General features: G+C 71.0%; 22 protein-coding genes. 7 read left to right on the forward strand and 15 right to left on the reverse strand.

Annotated features, from left to right (window positions below; translation table 11 throughout):
- Window positions 1-146 precede the first annotated feature (146 nt).
- Window positions 147-791 carry an urease accessory protein UreG gene (ureG, locus tag C7444_RS07160; protein ID WP_110400159.1) on the forward strand — a complete coding sequence of 215 codons (645 nt, stop codon included), beginning with the start codon at window positions 147-149 and terminating at the stop codon, window positions 789-791.
- A 6-nt stretch (window positions 792-797) separates the two neighbouring features.
- Here ureG and C7444_RS07165 read toward each other — a convergent pair whose 3' ends face one another.
- The 4 genes from C7444_RS07165 to C7444_RS07175 all read right to left on the reverse strand — a co-directional run bounded on the left by C7444_RS07165 (window position 798) and on the right by C7444_RS07175 (window position 2,819).
- Window positions 798-1,883 carry a zinc-binding metallopeptidase family protein gene (locus C7444_RS07165; RefSeq protein WP_110400160.1) on the reverse strand — a complete coding sequence of 362 codons (1,086 nt, stop codon included), beginning with the start codon at window positions 1,881-1,883 and terminating at the stop codon, window positions 798-800.
- A 22-nt stretch (window positions 1,884-1,905) separates the two neighbouring features.
- Window positions 1,906-2,058 carry a hypothetical protein gene (locus tag C7444_RS20205; protein ID WP_170130657.1) on the reverse strand — a complete coding sequence of 51 codons (153 nt, stop codon included), beginning with the start codon at window positions 2,056-2,058 and terminating at the stop codon, window positions 1,906-1,908.
- A 136-nt stretch (window positions 2,059-2,194) separates the two neighbouring features.
- The gene (locus C7444_RS07170; RefSeq protein WP_110400161.1) at window positions 2,195-2,596 is read right to left on the reverse strand and encodes a hypothetical protein; all 402 of its coding nucleotides are present in this window, start codon (window positions 2,594-2,596) and stop codon (window positions 2,195-2,197) included.
- Between the two features lie 58 nt (window positions 2,597-2,654).
- Complete coding sequence (locus tag C7444_RS07175) at window positions 2,655-2,819, reverse strand: DUF1328 domain-containing protein (protein ID WP_110400162.1); 165 nt, start codon at window positions 2,817-2,819, stop codon at window positions 2,655-2,657.
- Between the two features lie 195 nt (window positions 2,820-3,014).
- Here C7444_RS07175 and C7444_RS07180 point away from each other — a divergent pair, with 195 nt between their 5' ends.
- Window positions 3,015-3,647, forward strand: a complete 633-nt coding sequence (locus C7444_RS07180; protein WP_110400163.1) for a response regulator — start codon at window positions 3,015-3,017, stop codon at window positions 3,645-3,647.
- A 32-nt stretch (window positions 3,648-3,679) separates the two neighbouring features.
- On the opposite strand, the gene C7444_RS07185 is transcribed toward C7444_RS07180, so the two are convergent.
- From C7444_RS07185 to C7444_RS07195, 3 genes are read right to left on the reverse strand one after another with little or no spacing between them, the layout of a single operon-like run.
- Window positions 3,680-3,898 (reverse strand): CsbD family protein, encoded by a 219-nt coding sequence (locus tag C7444_RS07185; RefSeq protein ID WP_110400164.1) that lies wholly within the window; start codon window positions 3,896-3,898, stop codon window positions 3,680-3,682.
- A 57-nt stretch (window positions 3,899-3,955) separates the two neighbouring features.
- Window positions 3,956-4,273, reverse strand: coding sequence for a BON domain-containing protein (locus C7444_RS07190; protein WP_110400165.1), 318 nt, complete (start codon window positions 4,271-4,273; stop codon window positions 3,956-3,958).
- Between the two features lie 41 nt (window positions 4,274-4,314).
- Complete coding sequence (locus tag C7444_RS07195) at window positions 4,315-4,491, reverse strand: DUF1328 domain-containing protein (protein WP_110400166.1); 177 nt, start codon at window positions 4,489-4,491, stop codon at window positions 4,315-4,317.
- Between the two features lie 250 nt (window positions 4,492-4,741).
- On the opposite strand from C7444_RS07195, the gene C7444_RS07200 reads away from it, so the two are divergent.
- On the forward strand, window positions 4,742-5,917 hold the full coding sequence (locus C7444_RS07200) for a mechanosensitive ion channel family protein (RefSeq protein WP_110400167.1): 1,176 nt from the start codon (window positions 4,742-4,744) through the stop codon (window positions 5,915-5,917).
- Here the strand turns inward: C7444_RS07200 and C7444_RS07205 are convergent.
- From C7444_RS07205 to C7444_RS07215, 3 genes are all read right to left on the reverse strand, one after another.
- Window positions 5,839-7,053 (reverse strand): CaiB/BaiF CoA transferase family protein, encoded by a 1,215-nt coding sequence (locus C7444_RS07205; protein ID WP_110400168.1) that lies wholly within the window; start codon window positions 7,051-7,053, stop codon window positions 5,839-5,841. The genes C7444_RS07200 and C7444_RS07205 overlap by 79 nt on opposite strands.
- On the reverse strand, window positions 7,043-7,990 hold the full coding sequence (locus C7444_RS07210) for a hydroxymethylglutaryl-CoA lyase (RefSeq protein ID WP_110400169.1): 948 nt from the start codon (window positions 7,988-7,990) through the stop codon (window positions 7,043-7,045). Before C7444_RS07210 ends, C7444_RS07205 begins: the two co-directional genes overlap by 11 nt.
- A 62-nt stretch (window positions 7,991-8,052) precedes the next feature.
- The gene (locus C7444_RS07215) at window positions 8,053-8,976 is read right to left on the reverse strand and encodes a LysR family transcriptional regulator (protein WP_110400170.1); all 924 of its coding nucleotides are present in this window, start codon (window positions 8,974-8,976) and stop codon (window positions 8,053-8,055) included.
- 108 nt (window positions 8,977-9,084) lie between these two features.
- Between C7444_RS07215 and lysA the strand changes: the two genes are divergently transcribed.
- A complete protein-coding gene (lysA, locus tag C7444_RS07220) occupies window positions 9,085-10,314 on the forward strand; it encodes a diaminopimelate decarboxylase (protein WP_110400171.1) in 1,230 nt (409 codons plus the stop codon).
- A 33-nt stretch (window positions 10,315-10,347) separates the two neighbouring features.
- On the opposite strand, the gene C7444_RS07225 is transcribed toward lysA, so the two are convergent.
- From C7444_RS07225 to C7444_RS07240, 4 genes are read right to left on the reverse strand one after another with little or no spacing between them, the layout of a single operon-like run.
- Complete coding sequence (locus C7444_RS07225) at window positions 10,348-11,382, reverse strand: S49 family peptidase (protein ID WP_110400172.1); 1,035 nt, start codon at window positions 11,380-11,382, stop codon at window positions 10,348-10,350.
- On the reverse strand, window positions 11,379-11,789 hold the full coding sequence (locus tag C7444_RS07230; RefSeq protein ID WP_110400173.1) for a Rieske (2Fe-2S) protein: 411 nt from the start codon (window positions 11,787-11,789) through the stop codon (window positions 11,379-11,381). The genes C7444_RS07225 and C7444_RS07230 overlap by 4 nt, the downstream gene beginning before the upstream one ends.
- A gap of 7 nt (window positions 11,790-11,796) precedes the next feature.
- Entirely contained in the window at window positions 11,797-12,471 is a 675-nt protein-coding gene (locus C7444_RS07235; RefSeq protein WP_110400174.1) for an HAD family hydrolase, read from the reverse strand.
- On the reverse strand, window positions 12,468-13,484 hold the full coding sequence (locus C7444_RS07240) for an RluA family pseudouridine synthase (RefSeq protein WP_245909454.1): 1,017 nt from the start codon (window positions 13,482-13,484) through the stop codon (window positions 12,468-12,470). Before C7444_RS07240 ends, C7444_RS07235 begins: the two co-directional genes overlap by 4 nt.
- A gap of 320 nt (window positions 13,485-13,804) precedes the next feature.
- Between C7444_RS07240 and C7444_RS07245 the strand changes: the two genes are divergently transcribed.
- From C7444_RS07245 to C7444_RS07255, 3 genes are all read left to right on the forward strand, one after another.
- Entirely contained in the window at window positions 13,805-14,041 is a 237-nt protein-coding gene (locus C7444_RS07245) for a hypothetical protein (protein ID WP_110400176.1), read from the forward strand.
- Between the two features lie 125 nt (window positions 14,042-14,166).
- On the forward strand, window positions 14,167-17,310 hold the full coding sequence (locus C7444_RS07250; RefSeq protein WP_110400177.1) for an Rne/Rng family ribonuclease: 3,144 nt from the start codon (window positions 14,167-14,169) through the stop codon (window positions 17,308-17,310).
- 111 nt (window positions 17,311-17,421) lie between these two features.
- The gene (locus C7444_RS07255; RefSeq protein WP_110400178.1) at window positions 17,422-19,344 is read left to right on the forward strand and encodes a chorismate-binding protein; all 1,923 of its coding nucleotides are present in this window, start codon (window positions 17,422-17,424) and stop codon (window positions 19,342-19,344) included.
- Here C7444_RS07255 and nagZ read toward each other — a convergent pair whose 3' ends face one another.
- Window positions 19,345-20,508: a beta-N-acetylhexosaminidase gene (gene nagZ, locus C7444_RS07260; RefSeq protein ID WP_110400179.1), complete on the reverse strand. Its 1,164-nt coding sequence runs from the start codon at window positions 20,506-20,508 to the stop codon at window positions 19,345-19,347. It abuts the gene before it with no gap.
- Between the last annotated feature and the right edge of the window lies 1 nt (window position 20,509).

The raw sequence follows: 20,509 nt of genomic DNA on the forward strand, positions 1-20,509 counted from the left end.
GAATTCGAGGTTTGCAAGCCTTTCTTGAAGAAATCTTCCGGCCCGCTACGATGCGCACGGATCGGACCTGCCCGGCATGCCAGTTGCTGATCGGGTCCGGACCGGCTTGCTGCCGTTTCCCCCTCACCCCAACCGAGATCCGATCCATGAGCGCTCTGCATTCCATCCCCGGTCGCACCCGGAAACTGCCGCCCCTGCGCGTGGGCGTGGGCGGGCCGGTCGGCTCGGGCAAGACGACGCTGGTCGAGATGCTCTGCAAGAGCATGCGCGAGAAGTGGGACCTGGTGGTCGTCACCAACGACATCTACACCAAGGAAGACCAGCGCCTGCTGACGGTGGCCGGCGCGCTGGAGCCCGAACGCATCATGGGCGTGGAGACCGGCGGCTGCCCGCACACGGCGATCCGCGAGGACGCGTCGATCAACCTCGAGGCGGTCGACCGCATGCTCGAGAAGTTTCCCGATGCCGACATCGTCTTCATCGAGTCGGGCGGTGACAACCTGGCGGCCACCTTCAGCCCCGAGCTGTCCGACCTGACGATCTACGTCATCGACGTGGCCGCCGGCGAGAAGATCCCGCGCAAGGGCGGACCGGGCATCACCAAGAGCGACCTGTTCGTGATCAACAAGGTCGACCTGGCGCCGCATGTGGGCGCCGATCTGGCGGTGATGGAGGCCGACACGAAGCGCATGCGCCCGAATCGCCCCTTCGTCATGACCAACCTGAAGACGAAGCAGGGGCTCGACGAGGTGATCCGCTTCATCGAGACCAAGGGCCTGCTGACGACCTGAGGTCGCTCAGGCGGTCGCGGCCGGCGCCTTCAGGGTCGCCGCGGCCCGGGCGAGCAGCTGCTGCACGCAGTCCAGCTTGGCCAGCACCGCGTCGGGCATCAGGAAGGGATAGCTGTCACGCTCGCCCAGGCTGCGGTTCATCGCGTTGAGGAACTGCGCGATCGGCAGCCACTGGTTCAGCGCCAGGTGGCGCGCCGGGGTCGTGGTGTCCGTGCGGTCACCGCCGGGCTGCGCATCGGCCGGTCCGTCCAGGCTCAGCCCCCAGGCCGAGGCGGTCTGGACCGCATCGAGCATCAGCAGGTAGTGGGCGCAGGTCTCGGCCCAGTCCTCCCAGGGGTGGGCGCCGGCGTAGGCGCTGACGAAATGCTGCGGCCAGTCGTCGGCCGGTCCGCGGGCGTAGTGGGTGGCCAGTGCCGCGGCGTAGTCGGCCCGTTCGTCGCCGAAGACGGCCCGGCAGTCGTCGATCGCGGGAGTGCCGTCGATGTGGCGCTGCTGCAGGTAGTGCGAAACCTCGTGGCGCAGGTGGCCGAGCACCGTGCGCACGGATTCGTGCATCGACACCCGTGCCGTCTCGCGCAGCACGTCGTCGGTCTCGGCCAGGTTCAGCGTGATCACCCCGTTGTCGTGGCCGGTCAGCACCGGCGGCTCGCCGGGCAGCGAGGCCAGCAGCCGGAAGGACAGGCCCCGCGGGTCGTCCGGACCGGCCTTGGGCTCGGGTGCCAGGCCGATGCCGATCAGCGTGAACACCAGGCGGCGCTTGGCCTGCTCGAAGGCCCGCCAGGCGTTCAGGTGCAGCGACAGGTCGGGGATCATCTCGGTCAGGCGGCAGCTGCGGCACCGCGGCTGGGGATCGTCGGCCGCCACCATCCAGTTGCAGGCCTCGTGCAGGCTGCGGTTGAGGCAGGCCCGCAGGGGCCGGCCGCCGTCATCGGTGCGGATGTCCGGCCCGTCGATGCGGCCGGGAGCGTCCGGCGGGAAGGCGGCCATCCGGCCTTCGTCCGGCACGAAGCCGAGCGTGGCGCCACAGGTGTCGCAGCGGATGTTCTCGAAGAACACCGTCGTGCCGCAGTGGCCACAGGAAAAAGGGTGCATGGAGGGCCGGTCGGGCGTCGTGTCAGCGTGAGGCGGGGCTGAGCGCCGTCAGTCCGCTGCGGGCGACGACGATCGCGCTCTGCTCCAGCGCACTGCCCAGGTGAGGCTGCAACGTGGCGAACACCAGCGAGGCCAGGGTGATGACGACGTAGGCGATGGTGTGCGGTCGTTTCATGTCGGCTCCTGGCTCACGGGTGGAGGTGTCACGGCGGTCAGCTCATGGGGTCCAGCATAGGACGGGCCGCGCCGGCCCGGTTTCAGACATCGGCGCGGCCGGGTGTCGGCGTTGTCCTACGGCACGCCGTCCGGGCTCAGGCATGGGGCCCGCGGCGGGCCGACAGCCACCCGGCGACGGCGGCCAGGGCGGCGCCCGCGGTCACCGCGATCAGCACCGATTTCAGCGGCTCCCTGCGGACTTGGTCCGCGGTGCGCTCGCCGGCCTGAGCCACCTGATGGCGCATGTCGATGCCGGCCTGGCGCACCCGTGCGGCGCTGCGGCGGGCGAGTTCGTCGGCCTGTGCCGCCGCCCGGCTGATGGTGCCGGGTGCCGTGTCGCGCAGCGTGTCCACGCCGTCCTGCAGCACGTCGAGGGTGTCGTTGGCCACCCGCCGGGTGGACTGGATCACCTCTTCGGCCTTGCCGGTGGTGCGTTGCGCGAGGCTGTCCAGCGTGGAGGCGGGCTGCAGGGAAGGGGTCTGGATCGGGTTCAGCATGACAGGTGCTCCTGAGGGGGTGGATGAGGTTCGGTGCGCTGACCGTGCTGACGCTTCGTCAGGACTTCCTGATGATGCTCATCACGAAGCTGATCAGGGCCATGATCACGAAGACGAAGAACAGCACCTGGGCGATGCTGGCGGCGCCGGAGGCGATGCCGCCGAAACCGAACAGGGCGGCGACGAGCGCGATCACGAAGAAGACGGCGGCGTAGTGCAGCATGGTGTGCTCCTCAAGGTTGGCTTCGATGTCTTCACTCTAGGGATCGCGGGTGCCGCGGGCCAGCGGTGGGGGCCGCATCGTGCTGTCGGCGCGAGGGGGGCGTGGCCGTAGGCACAGGCCTACAGCACATCGTGCGGGGGTGACGGCGGGTTCCTCCCCTACACTGTCCTGCTCCCGACGTCCATGAATGCAGCCATGATCCGAATCGCCATCGTCGATGACCATGCGATCGTCCGCACGGGCCTGAGGCAGTTCTTTTCCGAGCAGGTGGACCTGCGCGTGACGGGCGAAGCCGCCACGGGTCGCGAGGCGCTCGACCTGGTGCGGGCAGGCGACATCGACGTGATGGTGATGGACCTGTCCATGCCCGACCAGAGCGGCGTCGATGCGCTGGCGGCGATCAAGGCACGCGCACCGGCGCTGCCGGTGCTGATCCTCAGCGGTTTTCCGGAGGCGCACTACGCCACCACGCTGCTGCGGCAGGGCGCCAGCGGCTACCTGAACAAGGAATGTGACCCGGAGGAGATCGTCAAGGCGATCCGCACGGTGTTCCGCGGGCGCCGCTACATCACGCCGGCGGTGGCCGAGCTGCTCGCCGACGGCCTGTCGGGCGACGTGGACAAGCCCCCGCACGAGCAGCTCTCCGAGCGCGAGTTCCAGGTCTTCCTGCGCCTGGCCCGGGGCGAGACCATCAGCCACATGGCCGACAGCATGTCGCTGAGCGTCAAGACCGTCAGCACCTACCGCACCCGGGTGATGGACAAGATGAAGCTGTCGTCCAACAGCGACCTGACCTACTATGCGCTCAAAAACGGGCTCATCCAGTGAGCCCGTCGTGAATGCGCCGGGGCCCTGCGGGCTCAGCGCCTGAACCACTGCTCATCGGCCTTGGCCTGCCAGCTGTCGACCTGCTTTTCCGCCTCTTCCCGGGCGATGCCGTAGCGGTCCTGGATCTTGCCGGCCAGCTGGTCACGCTTGCCGGCGACGATGTCGAGGTCGTCGTCGGTGAGCTTGCCCCACTGCTCGACCATCCGGCCCTTGAGCTGCTTCCAGTGGCCTTCGATGCGATCCCAGTTCATGGTGTGTCCTTTCGGGGTTTGGAGGGAAGGAGAGGGTGCGGTCCGGTCCGGTCCCGGTCAGTTGCGCACCGTGATCTCGTTGCGGATCGACTTCACGCCCGGCACGCCCCGGGCAATCTTCTCGGCCATGTCCTTCTCGATCGAGCTCTTGGCAAAGCCCGACAGCATCACCGTGCCGTTGAGCGTCTCGACGCTGATGGCCGAGGCGTCGACCGACTTGTCCTCGATGAAGCGGGTCTTGACCCGGGTCGTGACGGTCGTGTCGTCGACGTATTCACCGACGGTGGACTGGCCGCGGCTGACGGCGCAGCCCGGCAGCACGGTCAGGGCGGCGAGGGCGGTGACGACGGCGGCGAGGGTGGTGCGTGCAATCATGGAAAGCTCCTTGTGGATGGTTCGGGACGGGAAGGGCGCGATCATTTCTTCAGTGCGCCGTAGCCCAGCAGGGCCAGCGCGATCAGCGCCAGGAAGATGACCAGGCAGACCACGAACAGCAGCTTGGCGACGCCTGCAGCGCCTGCGGCGATGCCGCTGAACCCGAGCACTCCGGCCACCAGCGAGATCAACGCGAAGATGAGGGCCCACTTCAGCATGTCGTGTCCTTTCAGTGCATCAGCCGCATCGCAGGGGTGATCGGCATGGTTCCACTGTAGGCAGCGCCCCGCGTCGGCTCCATCGGCCGGCGGCGCCTCGTGCTGTAGGACGTCAAGCCGTGCCGGATGTCGACTTCCGGACGGTCGTGCCGGACGTTTCCTACCGTGGCGAGGCCGGGGCCGCTGTCAGCCGATGCCCACAAGGGCACGGGTCTTCGGCCGGCAGACCCGGGGCACGCCGACGGGCAGCATGGTCAGTCCTCCACTTCGGGACAAGCGCGTGCTGCTGGACGATCTGCTGCCTTCACTCCGGAACTCGCTCGACCTGTCCGTCTGGCTGGGCCTGGCCACGGCCGCGGCCGTGGCCGCTCTGAGCGGCCTGGCCCTGTGCTGCGCGCTGCGCATCGCCCTGGCTCGGGCAGAGCGCTTCACCCGCCGCACCAGCAGTCCCTGGGACGACCTGCTGGTCGAGGTGCTGTCGGGCACCCACCGCGGCCTGATCCTGCTGGCGTCCCTGCTGATCGGCGCCGGTTTCCTGGACCTGGACGACCGCTGGCATCACCGCGTGAGCCAGCTGTGGTTCGCGGCGCTGGCCTTGCAGCTGGCGCTGTGGGGCCAGCGGGCGATCTCGGCCGGCATGCGCCACTACCAGACGCGGCAAGGGGAGGGCCTTCCGGTCTCGGCCTCGGCCACGCTGCTGTCGTGGGCCCTGCGCACCGTGCTGTGGACGGTGGTGGTGCTGGCGGTGCTGTCCAATCTGGGCGTGAACATCACCGCCTTCATCGCCAGCCTGGGCGTGGGCGGCATCGCGGTGGCGCTGGCCGCGCAGAACATCCTCGCCGACCTGTTCGCCTCGCTGGCGATCGCCGTCGACAAGCCGTTCGAGGTGGGCGACTCGATCGCCGTGGGCGGGGTGTCTGGCACGGTCGAGCAGGTCGGCCTGAAGACCACCCGCATCCGCAGCCTCAACGGCGAGCAGATCGTCATGGCCAACACCGACCTGCTGCGCCAGACCGTCTCCAACTACAAGCGCCTGCAGCGCCGGCGGGTGCAGTTCGGCTTCGGCATCACCTGCGAGACGGCGCCCGGGCAGGTCGAGGCCGTGCCGGCCCTGGTGCGCCGGATCATCGAGGCCCAGCCGCAGCTCAGCTTCGGGCGCGCGCACTTCAAGGCCTTCGGCGAGAGCTCGCTGGACTTCGAGGTGGTCTACCACGTCGATGACCCGAGCTACGAGCTCTACATGGACATGCAGCAGCTCATCAACCTGGCGCTGATGCGGGCGCTGGCCGAGCAGGGCATCGGCTTCGCGTACCCGACCCGCACGCTGCTCCTCAGCCGCGGTGCGGCTCAGCGATCGCCGTCCGCCGAGGCGGCGGGTCCGATCACGCCCGCGGCCCTGAGGTCGGCCAGTTCGCCCTCCCGGTAACCCAGGCGCAGCAGCAACTCGTCGGTGTGCTCGCCCAGGCGTGGCGGGTCCAGGCGCAAGGGCGGGCGCCGGCCGTCGAGCGTCAGCGGCAGCAGCGGCGTGCGGGTCACCCGGCCGTCGGGCAGCGTGACCGGCACCAGTCCGCCCGAGGCCAGCAGGTGCGGGTCGTCGAGCAGCTGGTCGGGGCGGGTGATGGGCGCGAACGGCAGGCCCTCGCGCTCGAAGATCGTGCCGATCTCGGCGGCGCTGCGCCCGGCCAGGCGCTCGCGCAGCAGCGGCAGCATCCAGTCGCGTGCCAGCACGCGCTGGTTGTTGCTGCCCAGCCGCGGGTCGTCGATCAGGTCGGCCCAGCCGAAGGCGTCGCAGAAGACCCGCCACTGCTTGTCGCTGACCACCGCCAGGAAGATCTGCTCGCCCGCGGCGACGGTGAACACGTCGTAGATCGCCCAGGCGCTGATGCGGCTGGGCATCGGGCTGGCGGCCTGGCCGGTGACCGCGAACTGCATCATGTGCTGGGCCACCAGCAGGATGTTGTTCTCGAACAGCGCGCTCTGCACCTCCTGGCCGCAGCCGGTCCGCTCGCGCTGGCGCAGCGCGGCCAGTGCGCCGATGGCGCCGAACATGCCGCCCATGATGTCGTTGACGCTCGAGCCCGCCCGCAGCGGCCGGCCCTCGGGCCCGGTCATGTAGGCCAGCCCGCCCATCATCTGCACCACCTCGTCGAGCGCGGTGCGGTGGTCGTGCGGGCCGGGCAGGAAGCCCTTGTGGGCGACGTAGACCAGCCGCGGGTTGAGCCGCCGCAGCGTCTCGTAGCCCAGGCCCAGCCGGTCCATCGCCCCGCCGCGGAAGTTCTCGCTGAAGACATCGGCGGTCGCCGCCAGCCGCAGCACGATCTCCAGCCCGCGCGGATCCTTGGCATTGACCGCCAGGCTCTTCTTGTTGCGGTTGAAGGTCGGGAAGAAGCCGGCGCCCGAACCCAGCAGCGTGCGGGTGTTGTCGCCTTCGAGCGGCTCGATCTTGATGACCTCCGCCCCCAGGTCACCCAGGATGAGTCCGCAGGTCGGTCCCATCACCATGTGGGTGAACTCGACGACCCGCAGGTCGGCGCAGGGCAGGGCGTCGGGCTCAGTGGACATCGGCGTGCTCCTGGCGGGTGGCGGGCAGGAAGCCCAGGGGCAGGCCGGCTTCCGGGGTCATGCCGTAGAGCGGCTCGCCGGGCAGGCCCTCGCGCAGCGGTGCGCGGGCGGCGAACAGCCGCTCCAGGTCGATGCCGGTGTCGATGCCCATGGCCTCGAACATGAACACCAGGTCTTCGGTGACGACATTGCCCGAGGCCCCCGGCGCGTAGGGGCAGCCGCCCAGCCCGCCCAGCGAGGCGTCGAAGGTGCGCACCCCTTCGTCCCAGGCCGCCAGGCAGTTGGCCAGGCCCAGGCCGCGGGTGTTGTGCAGATGGGCCGCGCCGGTGCGTGCGCCGATGGCCGCGCGCACCCGCCGGAACAGCCGCCGCACCTGGGCCGGATGGGCCATGCCGGTGGTGTCGGACAGGCCGCACTCGTCCACGCCGGCGGCCACCAGCGCCTCGGCCAGCCGCACCACGTCGTCCTCGGCGACGGCGCCCTGCAGCGTGCAGCCGAAGGCGGTCGACAGGCCGGCCTCGACCAGCACCGCCGGCGCCCGCTCATCACGCAGCCGCACGATGGCGGCGGCCTCGTCGACCATCTGCGCCGGGGTGCGGCGCACATTGGCCAGCGAATGGGCGGTGCTGGCCGAGACCGGCAGCGTCAGCTTGTGCACGCCCGCATCGAGCGCCGCCTGCGCGCCCTGCAGATTGGGCACCAGCGCCATCACCGTCACGCCCGGATGGCGCCGGGCGTGACGCACCACCTCGGCCGTGTCGGCCAGCTGGGGCAGCCGCCGCGCCGGCACGAAGGAGCCGACCTCGATCTCGCGCAGGCCGGCGGCGACCAGGGCGTCGATCCAGGCGAGCTTGTGCGGCGTCGACATCGTCGCCCGCACGCTCTGCAGGCCGTCTCGCGGGCCGACCTCGCTGATCAGCACGGTGGGGTGGTTCATCCGGGGCTCCATGGAGGGCTTCGAGTTTATTCGTGCCGGCCGGGCCGATGGCGACCTGAGGGTCAGGGGGCCGGGGCGAGCCGCGCCAGCTGAGCCTGGAGCTCGGCGGCGGCCTCCTGCAGCGCACGGCCGTAGAGCTCGCTGAGCGGGTTGCTGCTGCGCAGCGTCGGCCGCACCAGCATGACCCGGAAGGGGATGGACACCGTCAGCGGGCGGATGTGCAGGCCGCGTCCGGCCCACTCCATCGCGGTGAGCGGGTTGATGATGGCCAGGCCCAGGCCCTGGCGCACCAGCGCGCAGACCGACACGGCGCTGCGGGTGTCCAGGGCCATCGCGCGGGGCACGCCGTGGCGGGCGAACAGCGCGTCGATCTGCTGGCGGTAGGGGTCGGCCGGCGAGAAGCTGATGAAGGGCTGGTGCGCCAGGTCGGCCAGCGACAGCCTCGGGCGCTCCAGCAGCGCATGGCCGTCGGGCAGCACGACCACCTCGTCGACCTGCAGCAGCGGCTCCAGCACCGTGGCCGGTGGCGCCCGGTCCTGCTCGATCAGGCCGAGGTCGTGGCGCTGCTCGCTCAGGGCCTGTTCCAGCAGCGGCGACTCCAGCGGCACGATCGACAGGCTGGCCTGCGGCCGCAGCGCCAGGAAGCGCCGCGTGGCCTGCGGCACCAGCGCGTGGGCCAGGGCCGGCAGGCAGGCGAGGCCGAGCCGCCCGGCGGCGAAGTCGCGCAGCGACAGCGCGGTGGCCTCGATGCGCTCGAGCCCGATGTAGGAGCGCTCGACCTCCTCGAGCAGCGCCACCGCCCGGGCGGTGGGCCGCAGCCGGCCGCGCACCCGCTCGAACAGCGCCATGCCCAGCACCTGCTCGAGCCGGGCGATCTCCCGGCTCACCGTGGGCTGGGAGGTGTGCAGCAGCTCGGCGGCCCGGGTCAGGTGGCCGGTGCCCATCACGGCCCGGAAGACCTCGATCAGTCGGTGGGTCAGCTGCATGGATGCAGCATATCAATGTTGAATGGAGAGCTGAAAAACATGCACTTGCATGAATGAGTCGAGGGCGGCAGGATCGCCGCTTCCTTGTCTGCCGACCCTGTTGCCGCCATGTCCACCTTCGATGCTTCCGTCCTGCGCCAGATCGCGACCACCCACGGCACGCCGGTCTGGGTCTATGACGCGGCCACCATCCGCCAGCGCATCGCCGACCTGAAGGCCTTCGACACCATCCGCTTCGCGCAGAAGGCCAACTCCAACATCCACCTGCTGCGCCTGATGCGCGAACAGGGCGTGGTGGTCGACGCGGTGTCGCTGGGCGAGATCGAACGCGCGCTGGCGGCGGGTTACCAGGGCGGTGGCGACGGCCCGTCGGGCATCGTCTTCACCGCCGACCTGCTCGACCGCGCGACGCTGGCCCGCATCGTCGAGCTCGACATCCCGGTGAACGCCGGCTCGATCGACATGCTGCGCCAGCTCGGCGAGGCCGCGCCCGGCCACCGCGTCTGGCTGCGCATCAACCCCGGCTTCGGCCACGGCCACAGCAACAAGACCAACACCGGTGGCGAGCACAGCAAGCACGGCATCTGGCACGCTGACCTGCCGCTGGCGCTGGAGGTGATCCGCGAGCGCGGCCTGAAGCTGGTCGGGCTGCACATGCACATCGGCTCGGGCGTCGACTACAGCCACCTGCAGCAGGTCTGCCAGGCGATGGTCGAGCTGGTCCGGCGCGCGGGCGCGCCGATCGAGGCGATCTCCGCGGGCGGCGGCCTGTCGGTGCCTTACCGCGACGGCGAGCCGCGCATCGACACGGCCCACTACTTCAGCCTGTGGGATGACGCCCGCCGCCAGATCGCCGCCCACCTGGGCCACGCCGTGCACCTCGAGATCGAGCCGGGGCGTTACCTGGTGGCCGAGGCCGGGGTGCTGCTGGGCGAGGTGCGGGCGACCAAGCAGATGGGCAACAACCACTTCGTGCTGGTCGACGCGGGGTTCAACGACCTGATGCGCCCGTCGATGTACGGCAGCTACCACGCCATCAGCGTGCTGGGCGCCGCCGCGGACGCGCCGCTGCAGCCGAGCGTGGTGGCCGGCCCGCTGTGCGAGTCGGGTGACGTGTTCACCCAGGGTGAGGGCGGTGTGGTGCTGACCCGCGACCTGCCGGCCGCCCGGGTCGGCGACCTGCTGGTGTTCCACGACGCCGGGGCCTACGGGGCCTCGATGTCGAGCAACTACAACAGCCGCCCGCTGATCCCCGAGGTGATGGTCGACGGCGCCGAGGTCCGGCTGATCCGCCGCCGCCAGACGGTGGCCGAGCTGCTGGCGCTGGAAGCCTGCTGAACACCGGGGCCGCCGCGGCGGCCCCGCAGGCGCTCAGCGCATCGCCGGCAGCGAGCGCAGCGCGTGGGTGGCGCTTTCGCCCATGGCCGCGCCGAAACGCTTGGCCAGCCGCTCGGCGACGTTCTCCTTGGGCGTGTAGTCGATGATCTCCTCGGCCTTGACCACCTCGCGGGCGACGTAGTCGAGGTTGCCCAGCGCGTCGGCCAGGCCCAGCCGCACGGCTTCCTCGCCGTTCCAGAACAGGCCGGAGAAGGTGTCCGGCGTCTCCTTCAGGCGCTTGCCGCGGCCGGCCCGCACGGTGTCGATGAACTGGCGGTGGATCTGGTCGAGCATGTCCTGGGCCAGCGCGCGGTGCTTGTCCGACAGCGGGGAGTAGGGATCGAGCATGGCCTTGTTCTCGCCGGCGGTCAGCAGCCGGCGCTGCACGCCCACCTTGGCCATCACCTGGTCGAAGCCGAAGCCGTCCATCAGCACGCCGATCGAGCCGACGATCGAGGCCTTGTCGACGTAGATCTCGTCGGCGGCCACCGCCACGTAGTAGGCCCCCGACGCGCAGGACTCCTCGACCACCGCATAGACCTTCTTGTCGTGCTTGGCCTTCAGACGGCGGATCTCGTCGTTGATGATGCCGGCCTGCACCGGGCTGCCGCCCGGCGAGTTGATGCGGATCACCACCGCCCGGGCGCCCGCATCGGCAAACGCGTCGCGCAGGCCCGAGAGCATGAACTCGGCGCTGGCCTCGGTGTCGGAGGCGATCTCGCCCCGCAGCTCCACCAGGGCGGTGTGCGGGCCGTTGGGCGCGGCGCTGTGCTGGTTCTGCGTGTTCACCAGCCAGGCCAGCGCCACGAAGATCAGCAGCCACGAGGCCCGGAAGAAGATGCGCCAGCGCCGTTCGCTGCGCCGGTCGCGCAGGTAGTCCCGGGCGAAGCCGGCGAGCAGCTGTTCGGTGGTCGGTGCGGTGCGGGCGGGTGGCTCCGCGCGGCTCGTGGCGACCGCAGCCGCGGCAGGGGGAGTCGGCGGGGCGTCGGGATCGGGCGTGGCTTGGGGGTCCGGCTCGTGTGTGCTCATGGTGGCGACGTCGGCGTGACGTTCTGCAGTTCGTCTTCAGGATACCAACAGACCCGGCCGGCCTGCTCGGCCACGTGCAGCGGCTTGAGCCGCCGGCCCCGGCAGGGCCCGGCCACGCAGTGGCCGTCGACCGGGTCGTAGGCGGCGCCGTGGATGGCGCAGAGGATCCAGCGGCCGGTGTCGTCCATGAACCGGCCGGGCTGCCAGTCGAGTTCGGCGGGCACGTGGGCGCAGCGGTTCAGGTAGGCCCGCGGCCGGCCCTCGAAGCGCAGCACGAAGCCCCGAACCGGCTGGCCGTGCTCGAGCAGGTCGAACACATGGGCGGGGCCGCCCTCGACCAGGTCGGTCGAGGCGCACAGCACGATGCCCTCCGGTGCCGCCGCGGCCGTGGCGGGAGTGTCGTCCATCGCCACCTCAGGCGTTCTGCTGCAGCCAGGCGTGCAGCTCGGCCACGTTGCCGGCGGTGTAGAGCGGCTGGTGGTCGGCCAGGCGGGCCAGCTCGTGGGCGCCGTAGCTGACGGCCACGCCGTGGGCGCCGGCGTTGCTCGCCAGCAGCAGGTCGTGGGTGGTGTCGCCGATCATCAGCGTGCGGTCGGGTTCGACCCCGAACTCGCGCATCAGCTCCTGCAGCATGCGCGGGTCGGGCTTGGAGGCGGTCTCGTCGGCGGTGCGGGTCGAATCGAACATCGGCCGCAGGCCGCTCAGGCGCAGCGCCTCGTCCAGGCCCTGCCGGCTCTTGCCGGTGGCCACGCCCAGCCAGTGGTTGCGTGCGCGCAGGGCCTCGAGCATCACCTCGACCCCGTCGAACAGCGTGACGTGCTGCTGGTCGCGGAAGTAGTGCTGCCGGTAGCGGCGACCCAGCTCCGGGTACATCGCCTCCGGCAGGCCGGGCACGGCGTGCGCCAGCGCATCGTGCAGGCCGAGGCCGATCACGTAGGACGCGCGCTCGTCGTCCGGTTCGGGCACGCCCAGGTCGCGGCAGGCGGCCTGGATGCTGCGCACGATCAGCGCGGTGGAATCGAACAGCGTGCCATCCCAGTCGAAGACGACCAGGTCGTAGCGGCGGGGGCGGGGGGCGGAGTGGCTCATGGGTGCTGGAGGAGTGTCTCGCATTCGGGCGGCAGCGGGGCGCGCAGCTCGATGCGCTCGCCCGTGGCCGGGTGGTCGAAGGCCAGCTGGCGGGCATGCAGGAACATGCGCTCGAAGCGCACGCCCGGACAACGCTCGCCGCGGGCATACGCCCGGTTGACGGCGAAGTCGCCGTACTTGTCGTCGCCGACGATCGGGTGGCCGGCGTTCTGCAGGTGCACCCGGATCTGGTGCGTGCGCCCGGTCTTGATGGTCACGTCCAGCAGCGTGCCGTGCGTGTAGGTCTTCACGATGCGCACCAAGCTGATCGAGCGGCGCCCGTCGGGGTGGTCGGCCGCGACCGCCCGCACGCGGCGTTCGCCTGCCGCATCCAGGTACTTGTGCAGCGCCACGTCGATCACCTTGGTGGCCGCCGGCCAGGCCCCGATGACCAGGGCGGCGTAGGTCTTGCCGGTCTCGCGCTGGCGGAACTGGTCCTGCAGCGCGGTCAGCGCGCTGCGCTTCTTGGCCACCAGCAGGATGCCGGAGGTCTCCTTGTCGAGCCGGTGCACCAGCTCGAGGAAACGTGCGCCCGGCCGCGCGCGGCGCAGCTGCTCGATCACGCCGTGGCTGACGCCCGAGCCGCCATGCACCGCCACGCCGGCCGGCTTGTCGATGGCCAGCAGGTGCTCGTCCTCGAACAGGATCGGGAACTCCCGCGCCGGCACGGCCGCCGCGAGGTCGGGGTCCTTCTCGGTCAGTCGCAGCGGCGGCACCCGCACGTCGTCTCCGCTCTCCAGGCGCGTGTCGGCCTGGGCGCGCCCCTTGTTGATGCGCACCTCGCCGCTGCGGATGATGCGGTAGACCAGCGTCTTGGGCGCACCCTTGAGCTCGCGGATCAGGAAGTTGTCCAGGCGCTGGCCGGCGCTGCCTTCATCGACGATGAGGTGCCTGACCTGGGCGGCGCAGGGGCTGGATTCCCCTGCTTTTCCCGGGCTGGGCGGCCGGGGCTTTGCCCCTATAATGGGTTGCACCACGTTCACGTTGTAAGTGTTTGATTTGCCTGAGTTTAGCGGGCAACTCGCCAGACGCATGCAGTGGATGTGGTGGAGACGGTGGTTCGTGCTTGACAGCGCGGGCCACGGTCACAGGCTGATGTAGTGCACGCCATGGTCATGGTGCGGGCTCCCAAGGTGAGCTAGCGGATGGTCGGGGCGTGTGCAAGAGACCACGCTGCCAGAGCCCCCAAACAAGGTTTTTCGGCTGCAGCTTCACGGTCCGTTCCCGCAGCGCGAGCAGCGCGGGGAGCGGCATCGCGGGGCTCCAGCTCGCGTCCGGACCGAGACGCTGTTGCATGTTCGAGATCTTCATTCCTTTCTGCCCGATACCGCTGCGCCCCGTGTTCCGGATGGTCAGTGTCTGGCTGCGCGTTTGTTCGTGCGCGGCGGTGAAGGGTGGTCTGAGGATGAACGGCGCCATGGCCCGCAGGTGCAGCTTGCACCGCCGCCAGGTGCTGCCACCGGAACGACCGGACTCGACCTTCCTCCAGCCGATCCTCGCGTTCACGCACGCGCCAACGCTGCGCTTCTGAGGCCTTCGGGTCCCGTGCGCAGTCCAGGGCGATTCCTTCACGGTTCTGCCGCGCTGTTCTCGTGCATCAACGTCATGTTGCAGGCAGGTCATCGACCTGCCGGCGAAGCCAGTTGAGGAGAACGCATGAAACGCATGCTGATCAATGCCACGCAGCCCGAAGAACGGCGCCTGGCGATTGTCGATGGCCAGAAGCTGCTTGACTTCGAGACCGAGATCGAAGGGCGCGAACAGCGCAAGGGCAACATCTACAAGGCGGTCGTCACCCGCGTCGAGCCCTCGCTCGAGGCCTGTTTCGTCGACTACGGCGAAGAGCGCCACGGTTTCCTGCCGTTCAAGGAAATCTCGCGCAGCTATTTCAAGGAAGGTGTCGGGGTCCGCGACGCCAAGATCTCCGACGTCATCCACAACGGCCAGGAGCTGCTGGTCCAGGTCGAGAAGGAAGAGCGCGGCAACAAGGGCGCGGCGCTGACCACCTTCGTGTCGCTGGCCGGCCGTTACCTGGTGCTGATGCCCAACAACCCGCGTGGTGGTGGCGTCAGCCGCCGCATCGAGGGCGAGGACCGCGAGGAGCTCAAGGAGAACCTCGAGCAGCTCGAGTACCCCAAGGGCATGAGCCTGATCGCCCGCACCGCCGGCATCGGCCGCACTGCGGCCGAGCTGCAGTGGGACCTGAACTACATGCTCAAGCTCTGGAGCGCGATCGACGACGCGTCCCGGGGTGGCAAGGGGGCGTTCCTGATCTATCAGGAGTCGTCGCTGGTGATCCGCGCGATCCGCGACTACTTCACCGCCGACATCGGCGAGATCCTGATCGACACCGACGACATCTACGAGCAGGCCAAGCAGTTCATGCTGCACGTGATGCCGGACACGGCGAACCGCGTGAAGCGTTACCGCGATGACGCGCCGCTGTTCAGCCGCTTCCAGATCGAGCACCAGATCGAGACCGCGTTCTCGCGCACGGTGCACCTGCCCTCGGGCGGCGCGATCGTGATCGACCACACCGAAGCGCTGGTGGCCATCGACATCAACTCGGCGCGTGCCACCCGTGGCGGCGACATCGAGGAGACCGCGACCCGCACCAACCTGGAAGCCGCCGACGAGATCGCCCGCCAGTGCCGCCTGCGCGACCTGGGCGGCCTGATCGTGGTCGACTTCATCGACATGGAGGAGAGCAAGAACCGCCGCGAGGTCGAGCAGCGCCTGCGTGACGCGCTGCGCCAGGACCGGGCGCGTGTCCAGTTCAGCTCCATCTCCAAGTTCGGCCTGCTCGAGCTGAGCCGCCAGCGCCTGCGCCCGGCGCTGAGCGAAGGCAGCCACATCACCTGCCCGCGCTGCAACGGCACCGGCCACATCCGCGACACCGAATCTTCCGCGCTGCAGATCCTGCGCATCATCCAGGAAGAGTCGATGAAGGAAGGCACGGCCGCCGTGCACGTGCAGGTGCCGGTGGAAGTGACCTCGTTCCTGCTCAACGAGAAGCGCACCGAGATCACCAAGATCGAGCTCAAGCAGCGCTGCACCGTGCTGCTGGTGCCCAACAAGCACCTTGACACGCCGAACTACAAGCTCGAGCGCCTGCGCCACGACGATCCGCGTCTGGAGAACCTCTCGGCCAGCTACACGATGATCGAGGAGCCGGAAGACGAGGTCGGCATCACGCGCCGCGAGAAGAACGTCAAGCCGCGCCAGGAGCCGATCATCAAGGGCGTGCTGCCCGACCAGCCCGCACCGGTCGCGGCGCCCAAGCCCGAGCCGGTGGCCGAGGTGGCCGCGCCGGCCCCGGCTCCGGTGGTGGCACCTGCCCCCGCTCCCGCGCCGGTGGCGGCACCGGCTGCCGGTGGCGGCCTGTTCGGCTGGATCCGTCGCATCTTCGCGTCGACCCCAGAGGCAGCACCGGTCGTGGCCGCGGTCGCGCCGAGCGTCGAGGCTCCGGTGGCGGCGCCTGCCGCCCCGGTCCGCGAGGCGGGTGCCCGTGGCGAGCGCCGCGAGGGCCGTGAAGGTCGTCGTGACGGCCGCCGTGAGGGCGGTCGTGAAGGGGGCCGGGATGGCAATCGCCGCGGTGAGCGTGGCGAGCGTGCTGAACGCGGTGAGCGCACGACCGAGGGCCGCGCGCCCGAGGCCCGTGCCGAAGGCCAGCCGGCCCGCGAGGGCGGCGAGTCCCGCCGCCAGGGTCGTGATCGTGGTGAGCGCGGCGAGCGCAACGAGCGGGGTGAGCGCGCCCAGGGCGAGAACCGCCGCGAGCGCGCGCTGGACGCCGCCGTGGCCGAATCCGCCGCCCCGGTCCGTGCTCCGCGTGAACGCCGCGTCAGCGCACCGGAGGCCGTCGAGGCCGCTGCGGTGTCTGGCGAGGTGAACGCCGCTTTCGTCGACAGCCAGTCGCCGGTCGACGGGGATGCGGCCCAGGCCGAACGTGACGGCCGCCGTCGCCGCCGTGGTGGCCGTGGCCGCCGCGACCGCGACGAGCTGCGTGCCGACGGTTCGCCGGCCGACGGCGTGTCGACCGAGGACCAAGGTGCGTCCGAGCCGGAGTCGTCCGAGCGGATGGCCCCGGTGGTCGAGGCCGCTGACGCGACCCCGGTCGAGGCGGGCGAGCCCGTCGAGGGCGAGGCCCAGGACGGCGCCCGTCGTCGTCGCCGTGGCCGTGGCCGCGGTGCCCGCGACACGGTCGAAGGCACGATCGAGTCGACCGAAGGCGCTGACGTGGCCGCGGTGCCGGTCGAGGCCGCCGTCGCCGAGGGAGTGACCGAGGTGGTCGCCGAGCTGGCTGCACCCGAGGTCGTCGAGCTGGCCCCGGTGGTGCGGGTCGAGGCTGCCGTCGCCGAGTCGTCGGCTGAAGCTGTCGTCGCCCCCGTGGCCGTCGAGGTCGTGGTGGAGACGCCGGTGGTGGAGACGCCGGTGGTGGCCGAGCCGGAAGCGGCACCCGCTGTCGCTGCCGTGGCGGTGACCGTGGCCGAACCGGTCGTGGCGGTCGTGGACGTGCCTGCAGCCGCTCCGGCGCCGACGGCGGCTGCGGCGACCTCGTTCGAGCTGCCGCTGTCGCAGCTGAACGCGCTGGCCGGTGAGGTCGGGCTGGAATGGGTGCACAGCGACGCCGACAAGGTGCGCGCGGTGCAGGCGGCGATCGCCGCCGAGCCCAAGCCGGTGCACGTGCCGCGTGAGCCGCGTCCGGTGGTGCTGATCGACGAAGGTCCGCTGGTGCTGGTCGAGACCCGCCGGGATCTGGCGGCCGTCACGCTGCCGTTCGAGCAGTCGACCCCCGCCTGACCGGTCGCGGTTCGCACCGCGACCCCCGATGCCACGGGCCGATGCGTCGGCTGGCATCATGAGCGCCGCCCCGGTCCTGGACCGGGCGGCGTTTTTTCTTGGGCGTTCGACATGGATGAAGCTGTTTTTGCGTTGCTGGACGATGGGTTGTCCGCTCCGGACGAGGTGTGCAGCCGGCTGTGCACCGGCTGGCTGGGCGACTTGATCTGCAGCGACCCCGACGATCTGCCGGCCCTGTGGCAGCAGGCGCAGGGGGCGCTGGCCGCCGGCGAGCACCTGGTGCTGCTGGCCGACTACGAATGGGGCGTGCGGCTGCAGGGGGTGCCGGTGCCCGATCACCTGGCGGCGCCGATGCCGTGGCCGGGCTGCACGTCCGACACCGGCGGGGCGCTGCGGCTGATGCGTTTCCGGCACCTGCAGCGCCTGCGGCCGGCCGAGGTGCGGGCCTGGCTGCAGGCGCGTGACGGCGGGCAGGCGACGCCGGGGCCGGCCGGGGTGATCGCCCTGTCGCCGGTGGCGGCCGGTGCCGGTGCCGAGGCCGAGTTCGAGGCCGCGATCGAGCGCATCCACGAGTGGATCCGCGCGGGCGACACCTACCAGATCAACCACACCCACCGCCTGACCGGCCAGGCGATCGGCTCGCCGGTGGCGCTCTACCGGCGCCTGCGCGAGCGCCAGCCGGTGCCTTATGGCGCGCTGATCGTGCTGCCCGGGGATCGCTGGGTGCTGTCGTGCTCGCCCGAGCTGTTCGTGCGCCACGGCGCCGGACGCCTGACGGCCCGGCCGATGAAGGGCACGATCGCCCGCCGGCCCGATGATGCAGCCGCCGATGCCGCCGCGGCCGTCTGGCTGGCCGCCGACGTGAAGAACCGGGCCGAGAACCTGATGATCGTCGATCTGCTGCGCAACGACCTGGGCCGCATCGCGCGCACCGGTTCGGTCCGGGTGCCGCGGCTGTTCGAGGTCGAGCCCTACCGCACCGTGCACCAGATGACCTCGACCGTGCAGGCCGAGCCCGCGCCCGAGGTCGACCTGCCGGCGCTGTTGCGGGCGCTGTTTCCCTGCGGCTCGATCACCGGGGCGCCCAAGCACCACACGATGGCGCTGATCGGTCGCCTCGAGACCAGTCCGCGCGGGCTCTACACCGGCGCGATCGGCTGGATCGAGGCGCCGGCCGAGGGCAGCGGCGGCCGGCTGGGCGACCTGTGCCTGTCGGTGGCGATCCGCACGCTGCTGCTCGAGCCGCCGATGCCTGGGCAGCCCTCGCTGCGCGCGATGAGCGTGGGCGTGGGCGCGGGCATCGTGCTCGATTCGGTCGCGGCCGACGAGGCGCAGGAATGCCGCGTCAAGACCCGCTTCGTGACCGACCTCGACCCCGGTTTCACGCTGTTCGAGACGATGCGCATCGAGGCCGGCGAGGTCCGGCGCCTGGCCGACCACCTGGCCCGCCTGTCGGCCAGTGCGCAGGCGCTGGGCTGGACGCCTCCCGACGTCGGCCCGCTGGCCGACCGGTTGCGGGCGCAGGCCGTGGCGCTGCAGGCCGAGGCCCCTGGTGTCGTGCACCGGCTGCGGCTGGACCTGTGCCATGACGGCTCGACGCACCTGCGCTGCGGCGTGCTGGCGGCCTTGCCCGACGGGCCGGTCGGTCTGGGCTGGGCGCACGGGCGGGCCTTGCCGGATGGGGAGCGGGCGCTGCTGCGCCACAAGACCTCGCTGCGCACGGCCTACGATGCAGCCATCCAGGCCGCCGAGGCCGGGGGCCTGTTCGACCTGCTCTTCGTCAACGAGCGGGGCGAGCTCACCGAAGGCGGGCGGTCCACGCTGCTGGTGCGGCTGGAGGGCCGCTGGTTCACGCCGCCGCTGCAGTCCGGCGTGCTCGCCGGGGTCACGCGCGCGGCGCTGATGGCCGATCCGCAGTGGCGTGTGGCCGAGCGGGTGCTGCATCGGTCCGACCTGGCCCGCGCCGAGGCGCTGGCCGTCTGCAATGCGCTGCGCGGCGTGCTGCCGGCGCGGCTGGTGCCGCCCGGCGGCTGATCAGCCCAGCGTGCTGATGCGCCGCAGCGCCTGCAGGTAGGGCGCGTGGTGCATCAGCTCGTCCCAGGGCAGCGGCGGGGTCTGCGGCAGCAGCGCGAGGCGGCGCTGCTCGCTGTCCGGGTCGGTCTGCCAGCGACCCTGGGCGAGACCGGCTTCCAGGCTGTCGAGCAGCTCGTCGACCGCACGGCCGCCGTCGAGCGACTGGTTGCACAGCAGCACCAGATCGCAGCCGGCCTGCAGCGCCAGCGTGGCGGCCTCGGCGTAGCTCAGCACCGCGCCGTCCTGCACGTCGGCCACGCGGCGGGCGCCTTCCATGCTCAGGTCGTCGCTGAAGACCGCGCCGGTGAAACCCAGGCGCTCGCGCAGCACGTCACGCAGCCAGCGCGGCGAATAACCTGCCGGGCGGGCGTCGACCTTCGGGTAGATCACGTGGGCGGGCATCACGCCGGCCAGGCTGGTGGACAGCCATTCGTAGGGCCGTGCGTCGTCGGCCAGGATCGCGCTCAGCGAGCGGCTGTCCTTCGGCACGGCGACATGGCTGTCGGCGGCGGCCCAGCCGTGGCCGGGGAAGTGCTTGCCGCAGTGGCCCATGCCGGCCTGCAGCAGGCCGGTCATCAGGCAGCGGGCCAGCGTCGTCACCACCCGGGCATCGCGGTGGAAGGCCCGGTTGCCGATGACGGCGCTGCGGCCGTGGTCCAGGTCCAGCACCGGAGTGAAGCTCAGGTCGACGCCGCAGGCGCGCAGCTCGGCGGCCAGGATGTAGCCGGCGGCCGTGGCCATGTCGCAGGCCAGCATCGCGCCATGTCCCTCGGCGCGGGGCTTGCCCCCTTCGCTGTCGTCCATCCAGCGCTCGCCGAGCGTGGCCATCGCGGGCAGGTGGGTGAAGCCGTCGGTGCGGAAACGCTGCACGCGCCCACCTTCGTGGTCGACGCTGACCAGCACGTCGGGGCGGATCGACTTGATCTCGGCCACCAGTTCGGTGAGCTGGTGGCGGTCCTGCCAGTTGCGGGCGAACAGGATCAGGCCGCCGGTCAACGGATGCTGCAGGCGCCGGCGGTCGTCGTCGTCCAGCGCCAGGCCGGCGATGTCGAGCACCACCGGGGCGTGGGCGTGGTGCACGGGGGCCGGGCGGGCGGCGGTTCGGCGGGGGGTCTTGGTGGGCATG

The sequence above is a fragment of the Sphaerotilus hippei genome, assembly GCF_003201595.1.
GTDB lineage: Bacteria > Pseudomonadota > Gammaproteobacteria > Burkholderiales > Burkholderiaceae_C > Sphaerotilus > Sphaerotilus hippei.

Excerpts from the sequence above, each read along its gene's own strand:
- ureG (WP_110400159.1), top strand. The coding sequence starts at position 147 with ATGAGCGCTCTGCATTCCATCCCCGGTCGCACCCGGAAACTGCCGCCC.
- C7444_RS07165 (WP_110400160.1), bottom strand. The coding sequence starts at position 1,883 with ATGCACCCTTTTTCCTGTGGCCACTGCGGCACGACGGTGTTCTTCGAG.
- C7444_RS20205 (WP_170130657.1), bottom strand. The coding sequence starts at position 2,058 with ATGAAACGACCGCACACCATCGCCTACGTCGTCATCACCCTGGCCTCG.
- C7444_RS07170 (WP_110400161.1), bottom strand. The coding sequence starts at position 2,596 with ATGCTGAACCCGATCCAGACCCCTTCCCTGCAGCCCGCCTCCACGCTG.
- C7444_RS07175 (WP_110400162.1), bottom strand. The coding sequence starts at position 2,819 with ATGCTGCACTACGCCGCCGTCTTCTTCGTGATCGCGCTCGTCGCCGCC.
- C7444_RS07180 (WP_110400163.1), top strand. The coding sequence starts at position 3,015 with ATGATCCGAATCGCCATCGTCGATGACCATGCGATCGTCCGCACGGGC.
- C7444_RS07185 (WP_110400164.1), bottom strand. The coding sequence starts at position 3,898 with ATGAACTGGGATCGCATCGAAGGCCACTGGAAGCAGCTCAAGGGCCGG.
- C7444_RS07190 (WP_110400165.1), bottom strand. The coding sequence starts at position 4,273 with ATGATTGCACGCACCACCCTCGCCGCCGTCGTCACCGCCCTCGCCGCC.
- C7444_RS07195 (WP_110400166.1), bottom strand. The coding sequence starts at position 4,491 with ATGCTGAAGTGGGCCCTCATCTTCGCGTTGATCTCGCTGGTGGCCGGA.
- C7444_RS07200 (WP_110400167.1), top strand. The coding sequence starts at position 4,742 with ATGGTCAGTCCTCCACTTCGGGACAAGCGCGTGCTGCTGGACGATCTG.
- C7444_RS07205 (WP_110400168.1), bottom strand. The coding sequence starts at position 7,053 with ATGTCCACTGAGCCCGACGCCCTGCCCTGCGCCGACCTGCGGGTCGTC.
- C7444_RS07210 (WP_110400169.1), bottom strand. The coding sequence starts at position 7,990 with ATGAACCACCCCACCGTGCTGATCAGCGAGGTCGGCCCGCGAGACGGC.
- C7444_RS07215 (WP_110400170.1), bottom strand. The coding sequence starts at position 8,976 with ATGCAGCTGACCCACCGACTGATCGAGGTCTTCCGGGCCGTGATGGGC.
- lysA (WP_110400171.1), top strand. The coding sequence starts at position 9,085 with ATGTCCACCTTCGATGCTTCCGTCCTGCGCCAGATCGCGACCACCCAC.
- C7444_RS07225 (WP_110400172.1), bottom strand. The coding sequence starts at position 11,382 with ATGAGCACACACGAGCCGGACCCCCAAGCCACGCCCGATCCCGACGCC.
- C7444_RS07230 (WP_110400173.1), bottom strand. The coding sequence starts at position 11,789 with ATGGACGACACTCCCGCCACGGCCGCGGCGGCACCGGAGGGCATCGTG.
- C7444_RS07235 (WP_110400174.1), bottom strand. The coding sequence starts at position 12,471 with ATGAGCCACTCCGCCCCCCGCCCCCGCCGCTACGACCTGGTCGTCTTC.
- C7444_RS07245 (WP_110400176.1), top strand. The coding sequence starts at position 13,805 with ATGTTCGAGATCTTCATTCCTTTCTGCCCGATACCGCTGCGCCCCGTG.
- C7444_RS07250 (WP_110400177.1), top strand. The coding sequence starts at position 14,167 with ATGAAACGCATGCTGATCAATGCCACGCAGCCCGAAGAACGGCGCCTG.
- C7444_RS07255 (WP_110400178.1), top strand. The coding sequence starts at position 17,422 with ATGGATGAAGCTGTTTTTGCGTTGCTGGACGATGGGTTGTCCGCTCCG.
- nagZ (WP_110400179.1), bottom strand. The coding sequence starts at position 20,508 with ATGCCCACCAAGACCCCCCGCCGAACCGCCGCCCGCCCGGCCCCCGTG.